General features: G+C 72.2%; 13 protein-coding genes. 9 read left to right on the forward strand and 4 right to left on the reverse strand.

Translation table 11 applies throughout. From position 1 onward, the window contains the following. Positions 1-825: 825 nt before the first annotated feature. Complete coding sequence (locus tag ACFY3L_RS06795) at positions 826-1,665, forward strand: S1C family serine protease (RefSeq protein WP_389319462.1); 840 nt, start codon at positions 826-828, stop codon at positions 1,663-1,665. Between the two features lie 185 nt (positions 1,666-1,850). Here ACFY3L_RS06795 and glpK read toward each other — a convergent pair whose 3' ends face one another. Beyond that, positions 1,851-3,323 (reverse strand): glycerol kinase GlpK, encoded by a 1,473-nt coding sequence (glpK, locus tag ACFY3L_RS06800; RefSeq protein ID WP_389319464.1) that lies wholly within the window; start codon positions 3,321-3,323, stop codon positions 1,851-1,853. 109 nt (positions 3,324-3,432) lie between these two features. Between glpK and ACFY3L_RS06805 the strand changes: the two genes are divergently transcribed. From ACFY3L_RS06805 to ACFY3L_RS06825, 5 genes are all read left to right on the forward strand, one after another. Next, on the forward strand, positions 3,433-6,786 hold the full coding sequence (locus ACFY3L_RS06805; protein ID WP_389319466.1) for a cyclic nucleotide-binding protein: 3,354 nt from the start codon (positions 3,433-3,435) through the stop codon (positions 6,784-6,786). 12 nt (positions 6,787-6,798) lie between these two features. Next, positions 6,799-7,014 carry a hypothetical protein gene (locus tag ACFY3L_RS06810; RefSeq protein ID WP_033358663.1) on the forward strand — a complete coding sequence of 72 codons (216 nt, stop codon included), beginning with the start codon at positions 6,799-6,801 and terminating at the stop codon, positions 7,012-7,014. A gap of 22 nt (positions 7,015-7,036) precedes the next feature. After that, positions 7,037-8,449, forward strand: a complete 1,413-nt coding sequence (locus tag ACFY3L_RS06815) for a hypothetical protein (RefSeq protein WP_389319468.1) — start codon at positions 7,037-7,039, stop codon at positions 8,447-8,449. A gap of 122 nt (positions 8,450-8,571) precedes the next feature. Further along, the gene (locus tag ACFY3L_RS06820) at positions 8,572-9,783 is read left to right on the forward strand and encodes a CehA/McbA family metallohydrolase (RefSeq protein WP_389319470.1); all 1,212 of its coding nucleotides are present in this window, start codon (positions 8,572-8,574) and stop codon (positions 9,781-9,783) included. Positions 9,784-9,955: 172 nt separating this feature from the next. Continuing rightward, entirely contained in the window at positions 9,956-10,333 is a 378-nt protein-coding gene (locus ACFY3L_RS06825; protein WP_389319472.1) for a hypothetical protein, read from the forward strand. Here the strand turns inward: ACFY3L_RS06825 and ACFY3L_RS06830 are convergent. The 3 genes from ACFY3L_RS06830 to ACFY3L_RS06840 form a co-directional block, all read right to left on the reverse strand. Then, the gene (locus ACFY3L_RS06830) at positions 10,330-12,441 is read right to left on the reverse strand and encodes a putative bifunctional diguanylate cyclase/phosphodiesterase (protein WP_389319474.1); all 2,112 of its coding nucleotides are present in this window, start codon (positions 12,439-12,441) and stop codon (positions 10,330-10,332) included. The genes ACFY3L_RS06825 and ACFY3L_RS06830 overlap by 4 nt on opposite strands. Before the next feature lie 14 nt (positions 12,442-12,455). Then, a complete protein-coding gene (locus tag ACFY3L_RS06835) occupies positions 12,456-13,250 on the reverse strand; it encodes an SAM-dependent methyltransferase (RefSeq protein ID WP_389319476.1) in 795 nt (264 codons plus the stop codon). 132 nt (positions 13,251-13,382) lie between these two features. After that, positions 13,383-15,233, reverse strand: coding sequence for a bifunctional metallophosphatase/5'-nucleotidase (locus tag ACFY3L_RS06840; protein WP_389319478.1), 1,851 nt, complete (start codon positions 15,231-15,233; stop codon positions 13,383-13,385). Between the two features lie 210 nt (positions 15,234-15,443). Here ACFY3L_RS06840 and ACFY3L_RS06845 point away from each other — a divergent pair, with 210 nt between their 5' ends. The 3 genes from ACFY3L_RS06845 to ACFY3L_RS06855 all read left to right on the forward strand — a co-directional run bounded on the left by ACFY3L_RS06845 (position 15,444) and on the right by ACFY3L_RS06855 (position 18,830). Continuing rightward, positions 15,444-16,352 carry a family 16 glycosylhydrolase gene (locus ACFY3L_RS06845; RefSeq protein WP_389319480.1) on the forward strand — a complete coding sequence of 303 codons (909 nt, stop codon included), beginning with the start codon at positions 15,444-15,446 and terminating at the stop codon, positions 16,350-16,352. A 154-nt stretch (positions 16,353-16,506) separates the two neighbouring features. Further along, a complete protein-coding gene (locus ACFY3L_RS06850; RefSeq protein ID WP_389319482.1) occupies positions 16,507-17,490 on the forward strand; it encodes an NAD-dependent epimerase/dehydratase family protein in 984 nt (327 codons plus the stop codon). Between the two features lie 416 nt (positions 17,491-17,906). Then, on the forward strand, positions 17,907-18,830 hold the full coding sequence (locus ACFY3L_RS06855; protein ID WP_389321091.1) for an RNA polymerase sigma factor RpoD/SigA: 924 nt from the start codon (positions 17,907-17,909) through the stop codon (positions 18,828-18,830). The last annotated feature ends 279 nt before the right edge of the window (positions 18,831-19,109 follow it).

Consider the following 19,109-nt stretch of genomic DNA (forward strand, 5'->3'; position numbering starts at 1 on the left):
CAGCCTGCCGCGCCCGCTGCTCCTGGCTCGCAGCCTGCCGCGCCCGCTGCTCCTGGCTCGCAGCCTGCCGCGCCCGCTGCTCCTGGCTCGCAGCCTGCCGCGCCCGCTGCTCCTGGCTCGCAGCCCGCCGCGTCCGCTGGTCACGACTCGCAGCCCACCGCCTCCGCTGGTCAGGACGCCTGGCCTGGCGCTTCCGACCCGCAGCCTGCCGCTTCCACTGGTCACGGCGCCTGGCCTGCCGCGCCCGCCGCTCCTGGCTCGCAGCCCGCCGCGTCCGCTGGTCACGACTCGCAGCCCACCGCCTCCGCTGGTCAGGACGCCTGGCCCGGCGCTTCCGACCCGCAACCCGCCGCTTCCACTGGTCACGGCACCTGGCCTGCCGCGCCCGCCGCTTCTGGCTCGCAGCCCGCCGCCCTCGGCTCGCAGCTCGCCGCACACGACTCCCGGCCCGCCGCGGCCGGCTTCCAGGCAGCCGCGCACCCCGCGCCAGGCGCTCAGGCCGGCGTCAACGGACCCATCCAGACCTGGCCGGCGTCGCAGCACGGCGCTCCGCAGGCCGGCAACCTCCGCTCCGTGGCGCAGAGCGGCCCCATCGCAGCCGGACAGAACGGGCCGTACCCCTTCTCCGGACAATACGGGCAGCCCCAAGCCGGGCAGACCAGCGCCGGGCAGCTCCACGCGGGACAGACCAACGCCGGACAGCCCCACGCCGGGCAGCTCCACGCGGGACAGGCCAACGCCGGGCAGTACAACAGCGGACAGCCCAACAGCGGGCAGGAGCAGCCGCACCTGCCGACGGCGCAGCTGCCACCGCACGTGCCGCACATGCACCGGCCGCTCCATTGGCAGCAGCAGCCGCAGCCCGGGTCGGTGTTCGTGCCGGGCCCGGTGCGCAGGCGCAACCGGGTCGGTCTCGCCGTGGCGGGGATCGTCGCGGCGATCGGGCTGTCGGCGGTGTCGGCGTTCGGCGGCGGGCTCGCGGCCCTCGAGCTGCGCCCCGCGGCCTCACCAGCGGTCGTCGGCGCCGCCAACTCGTCCGGCACCGCCGGCGCCAACACCACCCTGTCCGACGTCGCGGCGCACGTGCTGCCCAGCGTGGTCTCGATCAGCACGGGCAACGCGGTCGGCTCCGGTGTGGTCATCACCGACGACGGGGCGATCCTCACCAACAACCACGTGGTCGCGACGGCCCGGGGCACGTCGGTGCAGGTGACGTTCCCGAGCGGGCAGACCGCCCAGGCGAAGATCGTGGGCACCGAGCCCGCCACCGACCTGGCCGTGGTCAAGATCGTGGGTGGAGGAACGTACAAGCCGCTCGTGTTCGGTGACAGCTCGTCCGTCAAGGTCGGCGACACGGTGCTCGCCGTCGGCAGCCCGCTCGGCCTCGACGGGTCCGTCACCGCCGGCATCGTGAGCGCCGTCAACCGCACGATCGACGAGGGCAACGACGGCCAGTCCGCCGCCGCGAAGATCACCGGGGCAATCCAGACCGACGCCGCGATCAACCCCGGCAACTCCGGCGGCGCGCTGGTCAACACCGCCGGTCAGCTCGTCGGCATCAACACCGCCATCGCGACCTCGGGCGACACCGCCGGCAACATCGGCGTCGGCTTCGCCATCAGCAGCAACACGGCCAAGGCCGTAGCTCAGCGCCTCCTGAGCTAAGAAGCTGGTTTCCCCTCCAGAAAAGAGATCCGGTGGTGCGCCTGGCGGGGCGCCCACCGGATCTCTGTATCCGCAGTACTGCAGACCAATTTCGGGTATGCCGCTGCGCGGACATACCCGAAATTTCGGTTATGTCGGGGAGCGGAGCGAGTCGACATAACCGGGTCCGGTCGCAGCTGGACGGCTCAGGCCCAGCCGAACGAGCGCTCCACCGCCTTCAGCCAGGACGCGTGCCCCTTGTCCCGGGTCTCCGCGGACATGGACGGCGACCACTGCCGGTCCACCCGCCACTTGTCCCGCAGCGTCTCCGTGTCGGGCCAGAACCCGACGGCGAGACCCGCCGCGTACGCGGCACCCAGCGCCGTCGTCTCTGACACCGTCGGGCGGACCACCGGCACATCCAGTACATCGGCCTGAAACGCCATCAAGAGGTCACTGGCGGTCATCCCTCCGTCGACCTTCAGGGTCTCCAGCGGCACGGCGGACTCGGCCATCATGGCGTCCACGACGTCCTTGACCTGCCAGGCGGTCGCCTCCAGGGCGGCCCGGGCGAGGTGCCCCTTGGTGACGTAACCGGTCAGGCCGGTGATGACGCCGCGCGCGTCGGGGCGCCAGTGCGGGGCGAACAGGCCGGAGAACGCGGGCACGATGTAACAGCCGCCGTTGTCGGCGACGGTGGCGGCCAGGTCGTTGATCTCCGGCGCCGAGCCGATGAGGCCCAGGTTGTCGCGCAGCCACTGCACGAGGGAGCCGGTGATCGCGATGGAGCCCTCCAGCGCGTACACGGCCGGGGCGTCGCCGATGCGGTAGCCGACGGTGCTCAGCAGGCCACGCGTGCTCGCCACCGGCTGGTGACCGGTGTTGAGCAGCAGGAACGAGCCGGTCCCATAGGTGCACTTCGCCTCACCGGGCGTGAAGCAGGCCTGGCCGAAGAGCGCCGCCTGCTGGTCGCCGAGGGCGCTCGCCACCGGCACGCCGTGCAGCATCGTCTTCGCCTCGCCGTACACGTGCGAGGAGGGGCCGATCTCCGGCAGCATCGCGCGCGGGATGCCGAACGCCGACAGCAGCTCGTCGTCCCAGTCGAGCGTGGTGAGGTTCATCAGCATCGTCCGGCTGGCGTTGGTGACGTCGGTGACGTGCCGGCCGGTGAGCTTCTCGATGAGCCAGGTGTCGACGGTACCGAAGCGGATCTCACCCGCCTCGGCGCGGGCGCGCAGGCCGGGCACGTTGTCCAGCAGCCAGACCGCCTTCGGTCCGGCGAAGTACGTCGCGAGGGGCAGCCCGCACCGCTCCCGGAAGCGGTCGGGGCCGGCGTCGCCGGCGAGGGAACGGATGAGGGCGTCGGTGCGGGTGTCCTGCCAGACGATCGCCGGGTGCACCGGCTCGCCGGTCTCGGCGTCCCACAGGATCGTGGTCTCGCGCTGGTTGGTGATGCCGATGGCGGCGACATCGGCGCGGGACAGGCCCGCCTGGTCGAGGGCGCGGGTCGACACGGCCTGGACCTGGTGCCAGATCTCGACGGGGTCGTGTTCGACCCAGCCCGGTCTCGGGAAGCTCTGGCGGTGTTCGCGCTGGTCAAGCGCCACGATGGCGCCGTCGGCGTCGAACACGATCGCACGGGAGGAGGTCGTGCCCTGGTCGATGGCGAGGATGTACACGCTGCCATCTTCGCCGAAGAGTTGTCACGTTCGGGACGGAACCTTCCCGTGGTCGCATTCGCGGCCTACGCTCCCTGCCGGGAATCAGTGGCCCCTATCAGGAGCGATCGTGGCCGTCATCGAGACGCGCATCAGTGTCTGGGAGGCCCTCGCCGGGCGCGCCCCAGGAGTTCCGTTGGGCCCGGCCGACCAGGGTCTGTGGCAGGCGGTCACGGATCGGCTCAACCCTGCCAGGGCCCGGCCGGTGCTGCGCAAGTCGGTCGAGGCGGTCACGCTCACGTCGGCCCGCGGCGTCGACTACGTGATGGTGCGCTCGCCCGACCACGGCGAGGCCTGCTACCTGCGGCTCACGCCGGAGGAGTGGAGCCTGGCGCAGCTCATGGACGGCACCCGGACCGTCGCACGGCTCGTCGCCGACTTCGCCCGCATCGCCGGACGGCTCGCCCCCGACCAGGTCACCCGGGTCGTCGCCGACCTCGCCGGCAACCGCATGCTCGACGAGCTGCCGGTCGACGCGTTCCACCGGCTGCAGCGCGTACACCGGCGGCCGTGGCCGATCCGGCTCGGCAAGGCGATCGTCGCGACCGCCCAGGGCCGCCGGGTCGTCATCGCCCGCGTCGACCCGATCGTCACGTTCCTGTACAAGGCCGGCGGCCGGCTGTTCTTCACCCGGGTCGTCGCGGTGCTCGCCGGGCTGATCGCGCTCGCCGGCCTCGGCGTCTTCGTCTTCAACTGGTTCCGCGCCGACCAGTCGGTGTTCCTGACCGACGACTCCTACTTCACCGGCGCCCTGGTGCTGCTCGGCCTCAACGTCGTCGCGCTCGCCTGCCACGAGCTGGGGCACGCGCTGGGGGCGAAGCACGCCGGCAGGAAGGTCCCGGTCGCCGGTTTCCTGGTGTACTTCGGGATCCCGTCCGTCTTCGTGGACACCACCGACGTCTGGATGGCCGGCCGGCGCGCGCGGCTCGTCACCACGATCGCGGGCCCGGCGACCGGCCTGGTGCTCGCCGGCGCCTGCCAGCTCGTCGGGCTGTTCTACCCGGAGCTGGAGCCGTGGACGTTCAAGCTGGCGTTCGCGTGGTACCTCAACGCGCTGTTCAACCTCAACCCGTTCATGGCGCTCGACGGTTACTACCTGCTCATGGACTGGCTGGAGGTGCCCAACCTGCGGGCCCGCGGCCTGGCCTGGGTCATCGCCCGCCTGCGCCGGCGCCCGCCCCGCTTCGGTGAGCTCGACCGGGAGGGCCGCCTCGTCGCCCTGTACGGCATGCTCGCCGTCGTCTGGCTCGCCATCGCCGTCAACCTGATGTACCGGATCTACACCGACCGGGTCGCGGGCGTCGTCACCGGCCTGTGGAACGCCGGCTGGGCCGCCCGCGCGCTGCTCGCCGTCATCGTCGCCGGGCTGCTCGCCCCGCTGGTCTACCTGCTGTTCTCGTGGCTGCGCCGGCGGGCCCGGCGGATACGGGACCGGATGGGCGAGCGCAAGCTGTCCCGCGACGAGCCGCGCCGGCTCGCCGCCCTGCGCGCGTCCAAGCTCGCCGACCTGCCGCCGGCCGCGCTCGCGAAGCTCGCCGAGCAGGCCCGCTGGGTGCACCCGCGGACCGGTGAGCAGCTGGTCTTCGCCGGCGCCGCGCAGCAGTCGGTCTACGTCGTCGTCGACGGCGCCCTGGAGGCCCGCCGCCCCGGCGATCCGACCGGCACCGTCCGCGAGCGGGTCGGCCGCGGTGGCGTCGTCGGCCTCGCCAACGCGATCACCGGCGCGCCCGCCGCACTCGGCTGGCTGACCGCCGGCACGACCCTGCTCGCGATCCCGCCGTCCACGGTCGCCGCGGCCGTCGGCCCGGTGTCCGGCCCGCCGCCGGTGGAGTGGGCCGAGCTGGAGGCGCTGCTGGCGGATGCGCCGGCACTCGCCGATCTCGGCCCGGAGGACCGCCTCGGGCTCATGAGCCGCGCGCACCCGGCACAGCTGATGCCCGGGCAGCCGGTGTACCTGAAGAGCGGCACCGACGCGATCGTCGTCGCGTCCGGGTCGCTGCTGCTGCCCGAGGGCGAGCAGGTGGGCCGCGGCGCGATGATCGGCCCGTACGGTGAGGCACCGTCCGGCCCGGTCGCCACCGCCCGCTCCGCCGCCCGCGTCTGGACGCTGCCCGCCGTCGCCGGCCTGCCGCTGCTCATCGGCGGCCCCACGGCCGTCGTCGCCGTGGCCGGCGGTCGCGCGCCGTCCTCGGGCGCCCACCCGCCGTCGGTGTACCCGCCGCTCGCCGCGCCGCCCGGTGTCTACGGCCCGTCCGACGACTCGGTCGACAAGCGCTTCGAACGCAAGCTGTGGTGGCTGCTCGTGCTGCTGCTGATCTTCGCCCTGTTCCTGACCGGCAGCAACCTCTTCTCCGCGCCCGTGTGGGCCGAGATGCCGACCGACCAGGCCCTGATCACCGCAACGCGGGGGCAGACGACGGTCACGATCCACGGCGAGGAGCACACCCTGCGGCGCGACGGCAAGATGTACGTCGAGCTCGGCGACTCCGTCTCCGTCGCGGACCGCTCCACCGCCACGATGACGTTCCGCGGCGGCAGCGTCACGGTCCTGTGCGCCGGCACCCGGCTCGACGTCGGCGAGCTGGTCAGCTCGGTCGACCGCCGCCCGATCCAGCCGACCGGCGCGTACACGCTGCGCTCCGGCCGCACCCTGGTCGACACCGCGAGCACCACGACGGCCTTCGAGCCGCTGAAGCTCACGGTCACCGGCGCCGGCGACCCGGTCGCCAACGACGGGCGGGCCAGGTTCGCCCTGACCGCCGGCAGCGCGTCCCCGGAGGTCGGCTCGGGCGCCGTCACCCAGGGCGGCTCGACCGTCGCGGCCGACCCCTCCGCCGACCTGACCTGCGGCGACGGCATCGCCCTGCCGAAGCCGGGCGGCACGCCGACCGTGTCGCCGGGGCCGTCGCCCTCGGACACGCCGTCGGAGTCCCCGTCACCGTCGGTGTCGGCATCGGCGTCGGAGAGCGCGCCGGCCACCCCGACCACCGGCCCGACCCCGACGAAGACGAAGACCCCGACCCCGACCCGCGGCACCACGACGACCGCCGGCCCCCCGCCGACCACGTCGCCACCGCCACCGAGGGACACCACGGTGCCGACCGTGCGGCTGACCTTCGCGAGCGAGCAGACCTACGTCTACCCGCCTGGCTGCCGCTACGGTGGCCCGTCGACCGTGCCGCTCACCGTCACCGCTGTGGACAAGGTCGACCCCACATCGACGTTGAAGGTGACGATCAGCGCCAGGGTGGGAAACGGCTCGGCGAAGTACTCCAGTGGGAACCAGTTCGCCGCCACGTTCGGCGGGGTGACACTGACCGCCGACGCCAAAATCGTCGTGACAGCGCGCGCGGTGGACCCCGCGGGCAATGCCGGCTCCGCAACGATCACCGTCACCTACTACTCGCAATGCATCGTCGGCTGAGGGAGTTCGAACGTGCTCTGTTGGTTCTGTGCCAAGGCGGCGCGGGGGTCGTGCCGGTTCTGCGCGCGCGGGCTGTGCGAGGACCATGCGAAGTTCGGCCCGTACCTGCTGGAGGTGCACCGGTCGCAGAGCCGCGGCCGTGCCGAAGGGCTCGTCGTGGAGGACGCGGTGCAGTGCGGCACCTGCCGGCCCCGCCCGCAGCCCGTTCCGATGCCCGAGCTCGACTGACCAAACCTGGGGGACTGTTCCGATGAGCGACTTCGACGACGTACTCGAGCGGCTGCTGACCGACCCGGGCTTCCAGGCGCGCCTGGCGGCGGACCCGGCGGGCGCGCTCGCGGGGTACCGGCTGAGCGACGACGAACTGGAGCTGCTCCAGGCGCAGGTCGGCGGCGGCGACGTGGGGCAGTCGCGGGTCGAGCAGCGCACGAGCAAGGCCAGCGTGTTCGGCCTGTTCTCCTCGATCGGCTCGGGCATCGGCGACGTCGTCCACGGCCACGGCGGCGGCGGTCCGTCGTTCGATCACGGCGGCGGGCAGAGCGTCGGGCACGACCTGGGTGGCGGCGGCCAGGGCTCCGGCGTGGCGCACAGCGCGGCCCACGGGCTGGGCGCGCTGGAGCAGGCCGGCGGCCGGCACGCCGCCCCCGAGCCGGAGGTCCAGCACGGCGGCCTGGCCGCGCACCTGCAGGGCGCCATCGACCACGGCGCGCACGCGTCGGCCGGCGGTGTCGAGGCGCACGCCGGTCCCGGTGGGGCGTACGCGTCCGCGGGCGGCGTCGAGGCGCAGGCCGGCTACGGCAGCGCGGGCTTCGACCAGGCGCAGCCGGGCTACGGCGGTGCCGGGCTCGCCGAGGCGCCTGACCCGCAGGACGGCGGCTATGGCGGTCTGTCCGAGGCGTCCGATGACGGCCAGGGTGGCGGTCACGGCGGTCTCGCCGAGGCGCCCGATGATCCCCGCTCGTACGCGTCGGCGGGATACGGCGACGGTCAGGATGGTTACGGCGGTCTCGCCGAGGCGCCCGACCCGCAGGGCAGCGAAGGGCTCGCCGAGGCGTCCCCGTACGGCGTCAGCGAGGTCCACTCCAGCGGCCAGGGCACCGTGTACCGCAGCGCGAGCGCCGGCATCGGCGAGGCGGTCGCCGGCGGCCAGGGCGCGCACGCCGGCTTCGGGCAGGCGGAGGCGTCAGCCGGCTTCGGCCAGGCACACGCCCAGGCCGGGCTCGGGGAGGCGCAGGCCGGCGGCGCCGCGGGCGGCGGGCGGCACGGGATCGCCGGTGCGCTCGACGCCATCGCCGGCGCGCACCAGCCGGGCCACGGGAGCGAGGCAGGCCACGGGGCGGGTGTCGCGGGTGGCATCGCCGGCGTGCTGCATGACGGTGCGCCCAACGGGGCGGGCCAGGCGCCCACCGACGGCTACCACACCCGGGTCGACTGGGACGGCGACGGCAAGTGGGACCAGCACACCTACGTGAACCGGGCGGACGGCGGCGTCGACATCGTCGTGGACACCGACGGTGACGGGCGGGCCGAGTTCGTCGGGCACGACACGGACCGCGACGGCCTCATCAACTCCTCCGAGATCGACACCAACCACGACGGCGTCATGGATCAGCGGTACGAGGACCTCAACGGCGACGGCTGGCTGGACCGCCGCACCCGCTGAAATGTGAACGGATTTCGCCTGGCGGACATCAACATGTATCGACGTGTTGCGCCGGGTGGCGTGTGCTGTGGGGCATGACTGGAGACCACTCCCATCACCGTCACGAAGGCCGTCATGAAGGTATGGACCGCCGGGGGCTGCTCGCCGCGGGCGCCGGCGGTCTGCTCGTCCTCGCCACCCCCGGCGTCGCGGCCGCGGACGGCCGGACCACCCGCGCCGAGACCGGCACGGCCGCGACCGTCGGCGCCGGCCCGGCCGCGCTGGCCGGGGCCGCCCGGGCGTCCGCCATCACCGCCGGCACCGGCCTGGTCCACGCCGACCTGCACAACCACACCGTGATGTCGGACGGCGACGGTGACCCGGCCCTCGCCTTCGCCTCGATGCGCTCGGCCGGCCTGGACGTCGCCGCGCTGACCGACCACACCACCCTGTTCGGCATCGGCGGCCTGTCGAAGCCGGAGTGGGACCGCACCGGCGCCCTCGCCGACGCCGCCGACGACCCCGGCAACTACACCGCCATCCGCGGCTTCGAGTGGTCGCACCCGCTGCTCGGCCACGTCAACGTCTGGTTCACCAACGGGTTCACCGATCTCGGCGGATCGAGCAACATGGGCGGCCTGTACAACTGGATCACCGGCAACGGGGGCATCGCCAGCTTCAACCACCCCGGCCGCGAGATCGCCCGCTTCGGTAACTTCTCCTACTCCGCGGCCGCCCGCGACGCCATGGTCAGCCTGGAGATGTTCAACCGCGGCGACGACTACCTCTTCGACGGCTGGTCCGACGGGCGCACCTCCGCCCTCAACGCCTGCCTCAACGCCGGGTGGCGGACCGGGCTCAGTGGCGTCTCGGACGAGCACGGCACCGACTGGGGCTTCCCCGAGGGCAAGGGCCGCACCGGGCTGTGGGTGACGCAGAACACCCGCGCCGGGGTCCTGGAGGCGATGCGGGCCCGCCGCTTCTTCGCCACGCGGGTCTCCGGCCTGCGCGTCGACGCCACCGCCAACGACGTCCGGATGGGCGGGGTGCTGCCGCTCGCCCGCGGCGACGTGCGCTTCGCGCTGGACCTCGACCGCGGCCCGGACTGGAACGGAAAGCCGGTCCGGATCCAGGTCCTGCGGCCCGGCGTCACCGCCCCGACCGTCGCGGACGTGATCGACACGGTCGCCAACCAGGTGGTGCGCTTCACCGTGCCGCTGGACGTGGCGATGGGCGACTGGGTCGTCCTGCGCGTCTCGGACCCCACGCGGCCCAACCCGAGCCCCGGCCCCAACGGCCACCCCTGCAACGACTTCGGCCTCGCGTACACCAGCCCCTGGTGGCTCCAGCCGTAAGCTGTAAGCCGCAAAAAGGCGCAAGCCGTAGGGCCGTACAGCCGTACGGCCATTGCCGCAAAAGCCGTAAGGCCGTGAAGGCCCGCAGTCGGTCATGGCACGTTTCGGGGATCAGCCGATCGGCGGATCCGCCTACCGTTTTCCAGGTAACCAGACGAGCCGGGAGCGGGCCATGAGCGACTACGACATCGACTGGGAGATGGAGGACGGCCTCCACGTCGACCCCGACGGTGGCGCTGACCTGCTCTCCTCCGACCAGCAGTTCGACGAGCACCACGACGACTTCGGCGTCGACACCGAGAGCCACGACGGTGCGCACGCCGTCGACGCGGACGCGTTGGGCGACTTCCACGACGAGCAGCCGACCTTCGGCGATGTGAGCGACGAGTCGCAGTACATCGACGAGACCGACCTGCCCGAGTTCCACATCGATCCGGGCTTCACCGACGGGTCCTACGACCTGGTCGGCGCCGACCGGCACGAGGCGGACCTGTGGTCGCAGCTGATGGTCGACATGAACGAGGACGTCAACCCCTACGCGCTGGGCTAGAGCCTGATCGCGGACGGGGGGCCGGCGCTCGCGTAGTACCACCCCTGTGCGGTGTCACAACCGAGGGCCAGGAGCCGGTCGGCCTGCTCCGCCGTCTCGACGCCCTCGGCTGTGACACTCAGGTTCAGGGCGTGGGCGAGGCCGATCACCGCCGCGATGATCTTCTGGTCGACCGGGTCGGCGCCCTCCGGCGGGCGCAGCCCGGCGACGAACGAGCCGGCCAGCTTCAGGCTGTGCACGGGCAGGTGCCGCAGGTAGGCGAAGTTGCTGTACCCGGTGCCGAAGTCGTCGATCGCGATGCGCGGGCCGAGCGCGGCGAGCGCGTTGAGCGCCTCGGTCGGCTCGCCGCCGCTGCCCATGACGGCGCTCTCGGTCAGCTCCAGCTGCAGCCGGTCGGGGGCGAGGCCGGTCTGCTCCAGGATCGCCTTCACGTCCCTGACGATCGTGCGGTCGCGCATCTGCCGGACGGCCAGGTTGACGCTCATCAGCGGCGCCCGGTCGCCGTGCTCGCGGTGCCAGCGGGCGGCCTGCTTGCACGCCTCGTGCAGCACCCACCGGCCGAGCGGCACGATCAGCCCGGTCTCCTCGGCCATGCCGATGAACGCGTCCGGGCCCAGCACCCCGAAGCGCGGGTGCCGCCACCGGACGAGGGCCTCGACGCCGATCGTCACGCCGTCGCCGAGGCGCACCAGCGGCTGGTACTCGACGAAGAACTCGCGCCGCTCCAGCGCGGCCGGCATGCTCGCCGACAGCTCGTAGCGGGTCACCTCGCGGGCGTGCCGCTCGGCGTCGAAGAGCGCGAGCCGGTTGCGGCCGTCGGCCTTCGCCCAGTACAGCGTCGTGTCGGCGGCCTTCATCAGCTCGCCGGTGCTGGTGCCGCGCAGCGGCTGCTCGACCACGCCGATGCTGGCCGAGATGCTGATCTCGTGCCCGCCGACGTGCACCGGCGCGCGGACGGTGTCCAGCGCCCGCTCGGCGACCGCGACGACCTCGTCGGTGCCGCCCGCCCGCTCGATGAGCACCACGAACTCGTCGCCGCCCATCCGGGCGACCAGCTGGCCGTCGCCGGAGATCGAGCGGGCGAGGCGCCGGGCGACGGTCTGCAGCAGCTGGTCGCCGACGTCGTGCCCGAGCGTGTCGTTGATGACCTTGAACCCGTCGACGTCGAGGTAGCACACGCCGACGCGGGACCCGGGCTCCTCCTCGGCGCCGGCGAGCAGCTCGGCGAGCCGGTCGAAGAACATCGTCCGGTTGGGTAGCTGCGTCAGCGGGTCGTGCAGGGCCTGGTGCCGCAGGCGCAGCTGCAGCAGGTAGCGCTCGGTGATGTCCTCGACCATCGAGACCAGCCACTTCGGCTCGCCGTCCTCGTCGCGGATGACCGACGCGACGAGGTCGGTCCACACCTGGTGGCCGTCCTTGTGGATGTACGGCTTCTCGATCCGGAACTGGTCGCGCCCGCCGGACAGCAGCTCCTCGAACATCCCGGTCGCGACCGGCGGGTCCTGCGGGTGCATGAAGTCCTCGAAGGTCATCGCCCGCAGCTCGTCGGCGGTGTAGCCGAGCATGTCGCACAGCGCCTGGTTGACCTCGATGACCACGCCGTCGACGGTGCTCATGCACATCCCGATCGCGGCGCCGGCGAAGACCGCCTGGAAGCGGGCCTCGCTGACCCGGCGGCTCTCCTCGGCGCGGGCCCGGGCCCACAGCGCCGCGGTGCGGATCTCCTCCTGCTCGTCGAGGATCCGGTCGCGCAGCGCCTGCGCGTAGCCGGCGGCGAGCGCGCCCTGGATCTCCGCGACCCGCCTGGTCGGCGCCTTCGCGAACTGCTCGCTGAGCACCGCGACGGTCCGCTCCAGGGTCGTCGGCTCGGTGAAGTGCGCGGCGACGAGCGTGGAGCCGACCTCGCGCACGTCGTCCAGGTCGAGGGTCTCGGCCGTGAGCGCGTGGATGAGCCGGGTCGACAGGGCGGTGAGGAAGTCCTGCACCTCCATGCCACTCATCGACACGTAGCTGGTGCCGGCGATGGCCAGCGACCAGACGCGGGCGAGCCGCTCGGCGGCTCGGTGCGGGCGGTCCCACGACGTCGGCGTGGGGCTGAGGGCGGTCATGATCAGTGGGTGCACTAGTCCTTGCGGGCGACGGCGGCGCAGCCGATCGCGTTGCCGTCGGCTGGGGTCTCGTCGTCCGGGTCCGGCCGCCACTCGTGGGTCGCGACCACGCCGGGATCCAGGAGGGTGAGGTCGCCCAGCAGCTTCGTGACCTCATCGCGGCTGCGCAGGATCAGCGGCGTCGGGGACTTGCGGTAGACCTCCCACGCCGCGTCCTCGGCGGGCGTGAGCGGCCGGTCGAGGCCGGCGTGGGACAGCACGACGTGGCTGCCCGGCGCGCCCGCGGCGACGTACCCGCTGACGATGTCGGCGGGGCGGTCCTCGTCGGGCACGAAATGCAGCACCGCGGCCAGCACGAACGCGACCGGCTGCGTGAAGTCGATCAGTCCCTGGACCTGCGGGGCGGCCAGCACGTCCGCGGGGGCGCGCAGGTCGGCGGCGACGACGGCGGTGTCGGGCACCTCGGCCAGGATGGCCCGGCTGTGCGCGACCGCCACCGGGTCGTTGTCGACGTAGACGACCTTGCCGCCCGGGACGAGCTCGTGGATGTTGCCCACCGTGGGGATGCCCGAGCCGAGGTCGATGAACTGCCGCACGCCCTGCGCGGCCAGCATGGTCACGGCGCGGCGCAGGAAGGCCCGGTTGCTGCGGGTCAGCGCCGCCACGGCCGGCATGAACTTGAGGACCTGCTCGGCGAACGCCCGGTCGGCGGCGAAGTTGTGCGAGCCGCCCAGGTAGTAGTCATAGACGCGGGCCACACTCGGCCGATCGAGGTCGATGTCCGCGGGTGCCCAGCTCGGTCGCTCCACCGATCAACGCCTTTCGACCTCGGTCGTGCAGTCCGCACGTGCGTCCTGCGGTTCTTCGGGCGCCTGCGAGCATACGTGCGGGCGGGCGGGAGCAAAACCCGCCCGCCCACACGGTCGATCGATCAGCGGAGATCAGGCGATCTTCGTGATCCGGTTACCCGGGCCCGGTGCGACCGGACCGGGCGTGAGGTACGCGGTGAGGGCGTCGACATCGAAGCCCGGCGCGTACACCCGCGTGGCGCTCGGCTGGTTCAGGTTGCTGAAGCCGTCGCCGCCGTTGGCCAGGAAGTCGTTCGTGGTCAGCTGGTACGTCGCCGCGGGGTCGATCGGCGTGCCGTTCAGCGCGAGATTGCTGACCTTCGAGCCGAGCGGGGCCGACGCGCTGTAGGTGTAGGTGAACCCGGCGGACACCTGCAGGATCTTCTGCGTGGTCTGCCCCTCGAAGCCGGTGAACTGCTGCTCGAGGACCTTCTTCAGCTGGGCGCCGGTGATCGGCTGGGTGACGACCAGGTTGTTGAACGGCTGGACCGTGAAGGCCTCGCCGTAGGTGACCTGTCCGGGCGCCTCGCCGCCGGGGGAGTTCGAGTAGATCAGCGACGCCCGGATGCCGCCCGGGTTCATCAGCGCGATCTGCGCGCCGGCGGACGCGGTGTACTTCAGCTGCGCGTCGGCGATCACGTCACCGAGCGTCGACTCGCCGTTGGCCAGCGCGATGTTGGTGATGTCGGCGGTGATGCTGCCGAGGACCTTGTTCGCCAGCGGCGCGACGGCCGTGCGGTACTTGTCGGCGATGACCTTGATCTTCGGGTCGACCAGGGCCGCGTTGCGCACGAAGTTGCCCGCCGCGTCCTTCTGCCACGTGCCGTCGGCGTTCTTCACGCCGTTCTCGACGATGACGTTGGTCGCGGACGCGTCGACGAACTTGCGCGACTTCTTGTCCAGCGTCACGCGGATGTCGGTGACCAGGGTGCCGGCCGTGCCCGCGCTCGTCACCAGCGAGTTGGCGCCGGAGGAGTTCGGCAGCTGGCAGGTGTAGAAGCGGTGCGTGTGGCCGGACACGACGACGCCGTAGGCCGGGCTGAGGCCCTTGACGATGTCGGTGATCGGGCCGGCGAAGTTGGCGCAGCCGGACGGGTCCAGCGGCGCGGGCGGGCTGCTCTGCAGGCCACCCTCGTGGATCACGAGGACCATCGACTTGATGCCGAGCCAGCCCAGCAGCGTCGCGTACTGGTTGGCCGTCTGCACCTCGTCGTGGAAGTCGACGGACTTGATGCCGGCCGGGTTGACGATGCCGGGCGTGCCCTCGAGCGTCATGCCGACGTAGGCGACCGGAACGCCGTCGTAGAGCTTGATCGTGAACGGCAGCAGGATCGGCAGCTTGGTGGACTTGCTGGTGACGTTCGCCGCGAGGTAGGGGAACTTCGCGCCGGCGAAGCCGTCGCCGTCCTGGCAGCCGTCGACGGGGTGGCAGCCGCCGAACTGGATGCGCTTGAGCTCGTCGATGCCCTCGTCGAACTCGTGGTTGCCCACGGAGGCGATGTCGACACCCATCGCGTTGAGGGTCTCGATCGCCGGCTCGTCGTGGAACGCGGCGCTGACCAGCGGGGTGGCGCCGATGTTGTCACCGGCCACGACCGTGTCGCTGTTGCGCACGCCGTCGGCCTTCGCCGCGTCGCGCAGCTTGGTCAGCCAGGTGCTCAGGTACTCGGCGCCGCCCGCGGGCGTGCCGTTGATGAGCCCGCCGCTGCCGGTCGGCGGGTCGATGTTGCCGTGGAAGTCGTTGAACCCGAGCAACTGCGCGGAGGTCGTCGGACCCGTCTTCTGGGCGAACGACACGTTGGCCGGCGTGAGCGGGGTCCACTGCTCGGACCGCTCGGGCGCGCCGGACTTGGCTAAGGGCAGCAAGGCGACAACCGCGACGGCGAGCGCCGGCACCGCGAGGTGCTGAGCGATCCGCCACGCGCGGGCGCGGGGCTGGGCCATGATCTCTCCTTTTGGAAGACATGCGTCGACGGACATCCTTCCGTAGCCGTCGATCCGGCACGAGCGTCGGCGGGATACGGCTGGATTGCATGCGGGTGAATGCGAGGGTCCGTGTCCGATCGGGCCGCGAAGTACACACGATCGTCGACGCTCCGCAGCGCTGTGGGGACGCAAGGTATCCGGTAGGTTTTTCGAAAGGAGGCAGACACCATGCTGAGGCGAGCCGCGACCATCATGGTCGTCGTCGCGTCCGCGATCTGGGTGGCTCCCGCGCCGGTCCTCGCCGTCGACCAGGCCGACTGGGCGCCGGTCTTCTCCGACTCCTTCGACGACCCGGGCACGCTGCCGTCCGGCTGCGCCGCCTATGACGGCTCGGCGGAGGGCGCCGAGCCGACCTACTTCCGCCCCGAGGCGGTCACCGTCTCCGGCGGCCTCCTGCACCTCGCGCTGCACCGGCGCACGTACGGGGGCAAACCGTTCGTCACCGGCGAGCTGCGCTGCCTCGGCGCCGCCCAGCAGTACGGGCGCTACGAATTCCGGGCGCGCGTGCCCGTCGGCGCGGGCATCGCCTCGATCGCGATGCTGCGCCCCGTCGACCAGCAGGCACCCCAGCACGAGTCGCAGCTGGAGATCACCGCCCGGCCCGGCGACGAGACCGCCCTGGTGCGCAACGGGTCGGGCACCGGCACCTCGGTGCACACGGTGCCCGGGCCGTTCAGCGACTGGCACTCCTACGCCCTCGAGTGGTCCCCGGCCGGCTTCAAGGTCTTCGTCGACGGCAAGGAGCGCGCCGCCGACCCCGGTGCGTCCCCGGCGCAGCGCTGGTTCGGTTTCGCGGTGACCACCAGCGAATCGGGCGCCCCGGGCACATCGACGACGCTGCCCGCGGAGTTCCAGGTCGATTATCTGCGCGTGTACGCGTTCGCCCCGGTCTCCTCGCTGCCGGCGGTGGCGGCGCAGCCGTCGACCGCGCAGAACGGGATGGCCGGCTCACCGGGCGGCCACCGGTGGTCGCTGTGGCTGGCGGTCGTGGCGACGGTGATGGCGGCGATCGCCCTGTTCGCCCTGGTGGTGCACAAGACCCGCCCGCACCGGCCGCCTCCGTCGCACCGCGCGTAGCGCTCCGAGCCGGCTCCCGCCGCACGCCTCCCACCGCACGCCTCCCGCCGCACGCCTCACGGTTCACGGTTCACGGTTCATGCTGAACGCTGAACGGTCACGCTCACGGCGAACAGGGCTTCTGGATCGGCGCGGGGCGGCGAAAGATCGCCGGATGAGAATCCTCGTCCTCGGCGGCACCGTGTTCCTCGGCCGGGCGGTCGCCCGGCAGGCCCTCGCCAGGGGCCACGACGTCACCTGCGCCGCCCGCGGCACGTCCGGCGACCCGGTCGGCGGCGCGACGTTCGTCACCGTCGACCGGGAGGAGCCCGGCGGCCTCGGCGCCGTCGAGGGCACGTTCGACGCGGTGGTCGACGTCGCCCGCAAGCCGAGCCACGTCCGGCACATGGTCGCCGAGCTGGCCGGTCGCGCCGGCCACGTGACGTTTGTGTCCAGCTGCTCCGCGTACGCCGACGCCGTGACACCCGGCCAGACGGCCGACACCGCGCCGCTGCTCCCGCCGGCGGACCCGGGCCACGAGGACCCCACCGCCGGCGCCGAGGAGTACGGCCGCTGCAAGGTCACCTGCGAGGAGCTGGTCCGCGAGGGCTTCGGCGAGGTCCTCGTCAACCGGGCCGGGCTGATCGTCGGGCCCGAGGACCCCACCGGCCGGTTCGACTACTGGGTGGCCCGGCACGCCCGCGGCGGCGAGATCCTCGCCCCGGGCGACCCCGACGAGCGGCTGCAGTACGTGGACGTCCGCGACCTGGCCGACTGGATCCTGCGCTGCGCCGAGGAGGGCCGCACCGGCACCTACGACGGCATCGGCGCCCCGATGACCCGCCGCGACTTCCACGCCGGGCTGCAGGCCGGGACCGGGGGCACCGGGACCCTCACCTGGGTGCCGCAGGACTTCCTGGTCGGCCACGCGGTCGCGCCCTGGTCAGGTGCGCGGTCGCTGCCCCTGTGGCTGCCGCTGCCGGAGTACGGCGGTTTCCTCACCCGGGACGTCACCCGGTCGCTCGCCGCCGGCCTGCGGACGCGGCCCCTTCCCGAAACGGCGGCCGACACACTCGCAGCCTTCGGTGACACTCGCCACATTACTGGGCTCACGGAAGAGGAAGAAGTCGAGCTGTTGCGGGAATGGCACGCTCGGTAGGGGATGGTGTGACGAGCCAGTCAGCATTTCGACAGACCGCTGCCCGCGTCGATTCCTGCGGATACATGTGCATTTGCCTGTCATGCGGGCGACTCTTGCCGATGAACAGCGGTGACCCCGGTCCCATCGAACGTCGTTCCCAGGGAACTCACAGCGAGTTTAGGCGTCTGACGGGCAGGAACACCACGTATCACTTGTTGCAACCGAAGCGAACCGGAGCTGCTCCCGAGTCGTCTAGGTAAGTGGTGCAACTCTCACGGGTCGTCACCGGAATCGCCCGCGAGGGTGGAATTCCGCAGGCCACGTGACCGTTGTGTAGGGGGCATACCCGGGGGGCACCCGTTTTAGCAGGGTGAAACGGGGAAGGCGAAGGATGGACGGGGAGGGGCCCGAAGGTGGAGAACGTGAAAGTGGAGATGCGACCCGATACAGGTGCCGAAGAGCGTGACCTGGTTGGTGTGTACCTGCATGAGATCTCCCGCACGCCGCTGCTCGACGCCGCTTCTGAGGTCGAGCTTTCCAAGGCGGTCGAGGCCGGTCTCTATGCGGAGCACCTGCTGGACGAGGGCAGGGTGCCCGACGGTGTGAGCACCGCCGAACTGCAGCGCCTCGTCGACGAGGGCGAGCGGGCCAAGGACCGGTTCATCCGGGCCAACCTGCGGCTCGTCGTGTCGATCGCACGGCGCTACGTGCGGTCCGGCATGCCGATGCTCGACCTCATCCAGGAGGGCAACACCGGCCTGGTCCGCGCCGTGGAGAAGTTCGACTACGTGCGCGGCTACAAGTTCTCGACATATGCGACATGGTGGATCCGCCAGGCGATCAGCCGGGCGATCGCGCAGCAGGAGCGCACGGTCCGGCTGCCCGTCCACCTCGTCGAAGACGTCAACCGGATGCGCAACGTCGCGCGTCAGCTGACCCGTGAGCTCGGCAACGACCCCGAGCCCGAGCAGCTCGCCACCGCCCTCGGCGTCCCCGTCGAGCGCGTCCACGAGCTGAAGCGCTGGTCCCAGGACACCGTCTCGCTCGACACGCCGGTCGGCGACGACGGCGACACCAGCCTCGGCGACCTGGTCTCCGACTCCGACGCGCCGTCGCCGGAGGACGTGGTCCTCGCCGCCCTGGAGCGGCAGCGCATCGAGGGTCTGCTCAATCACCTCGACGACCGGTCCGCGGGCATCATGCGCGCCCGCTACGGTCTGGAGGACGGCCGCGAGCACTCGTTGACCGAGGTCGCGAGCCGGTTCTCCCTCTCCCGTGAGCGCATCCGCCAGCTGGAGATCCAGGCCCTCGGCCGGCTCCGCGAGCTGGCCCGTGCCGAAGGCCTCCAGGCCGCCTAGCCCACAGACGACCCGCAGCCCCTGACCGTCCCGGTCGGGGGCTGCTTCCGCATGTTGGGACGCTTAGGTATCGTTTAGGTCACCGATCATCGATCTGTGCCCACGTCCCGTAGCGGTGCCGGCCCGTCCGCGCCACCCGGCGCGGACGCCACGGGACCGGCCGCCGATGCCCCGCCCCGTGACGCAGCGTCAACAGCGGCGGTGTCCGGTTGGCGGGGCGCTGTCAGGAATCGCCTCTTGGGTCCGTTCGATGGTGTGTCGTCCGGTCGACCGCCGGCG

It is taken from the genome of Dactylosporangium sp. NPDC000521, from assembly GCF_042898305.1.
Lineage (GTDB): Bacteria > Actinomycetota > Actinomycetes > Mycobacteriales > Micromonosporaceae > Dactylosporangium.

Excerpts from the sequence above, each read along its gene's own strand:
- ACFY3L_RS06825 (WP_389319472.1), top strand. The coding sequence starts at position 9,956 with ATGAGCGACTACGACATCGACTGGGAGATGGAGGACGGCCTCCACGTC.
- ACFY3L_RS06855 (WP_389321091.1), top strand. The coding sequence starts at position 17,907 with ATGCGACCCGATACAGGTGCCGAAGAGCGTGACCTGGTTGGTGTGTAC.
- ACFY3L_RS06795 (WP_389319462.1), top strand. The coding sequence starts at position 826 with ATGCACCGGCCGCTCCATTGGCAGCAGCAGCCGCAGCCCGGGTCGGTG.
- ACFY3L_RS06830 (WP_389319474.1), bottom strand. The coding sequence starts at position 12,441 with ATGACCGCCCTCAGCCCCACGCCGACGTCGTGGGACCGCCCGCACCGA.
- ACFY3L_RS06845 (WP_389319480.1), top strand. The coding sequence starts at position 15,444 with ATGCTGAGGCGAGCCGCGACCATCATGGTCGTCGTCGCGTCCGCGATC.
- ACFY3L_RS06840 (WP_389319478.1), bottom strand. The coding sequence starts at position 15,233 with ATGGCCCAGCCCCGCGCCCGCGCGTGGCGGATCGCTCAGCACCTCGCG.
- ACFY3L_RS06850 (WP_389319482.1), top strand. The coding sequence starts at position 16,507 with ATGAGAATCCTCGTCCTCGGCGGCACCGTGTTCCTCGGCCGGGCGGTC.
- ACFY3L_RS06820 (WP_389319470.1), top strand. The coding sequence starts at position 8,572 with ATGGACCGCCGGGGGCTGCTCGCCGCGGGCGCCGGCGGTCTGCTCGTC.
- ACFY3L_RS06815 (WP_389319468.1), top strand. The coding sequence starts at position 7,037 with ATGAGCGACTTCGACGACGTACTCGAGCGGCTGCTGACCGACCCGGGC.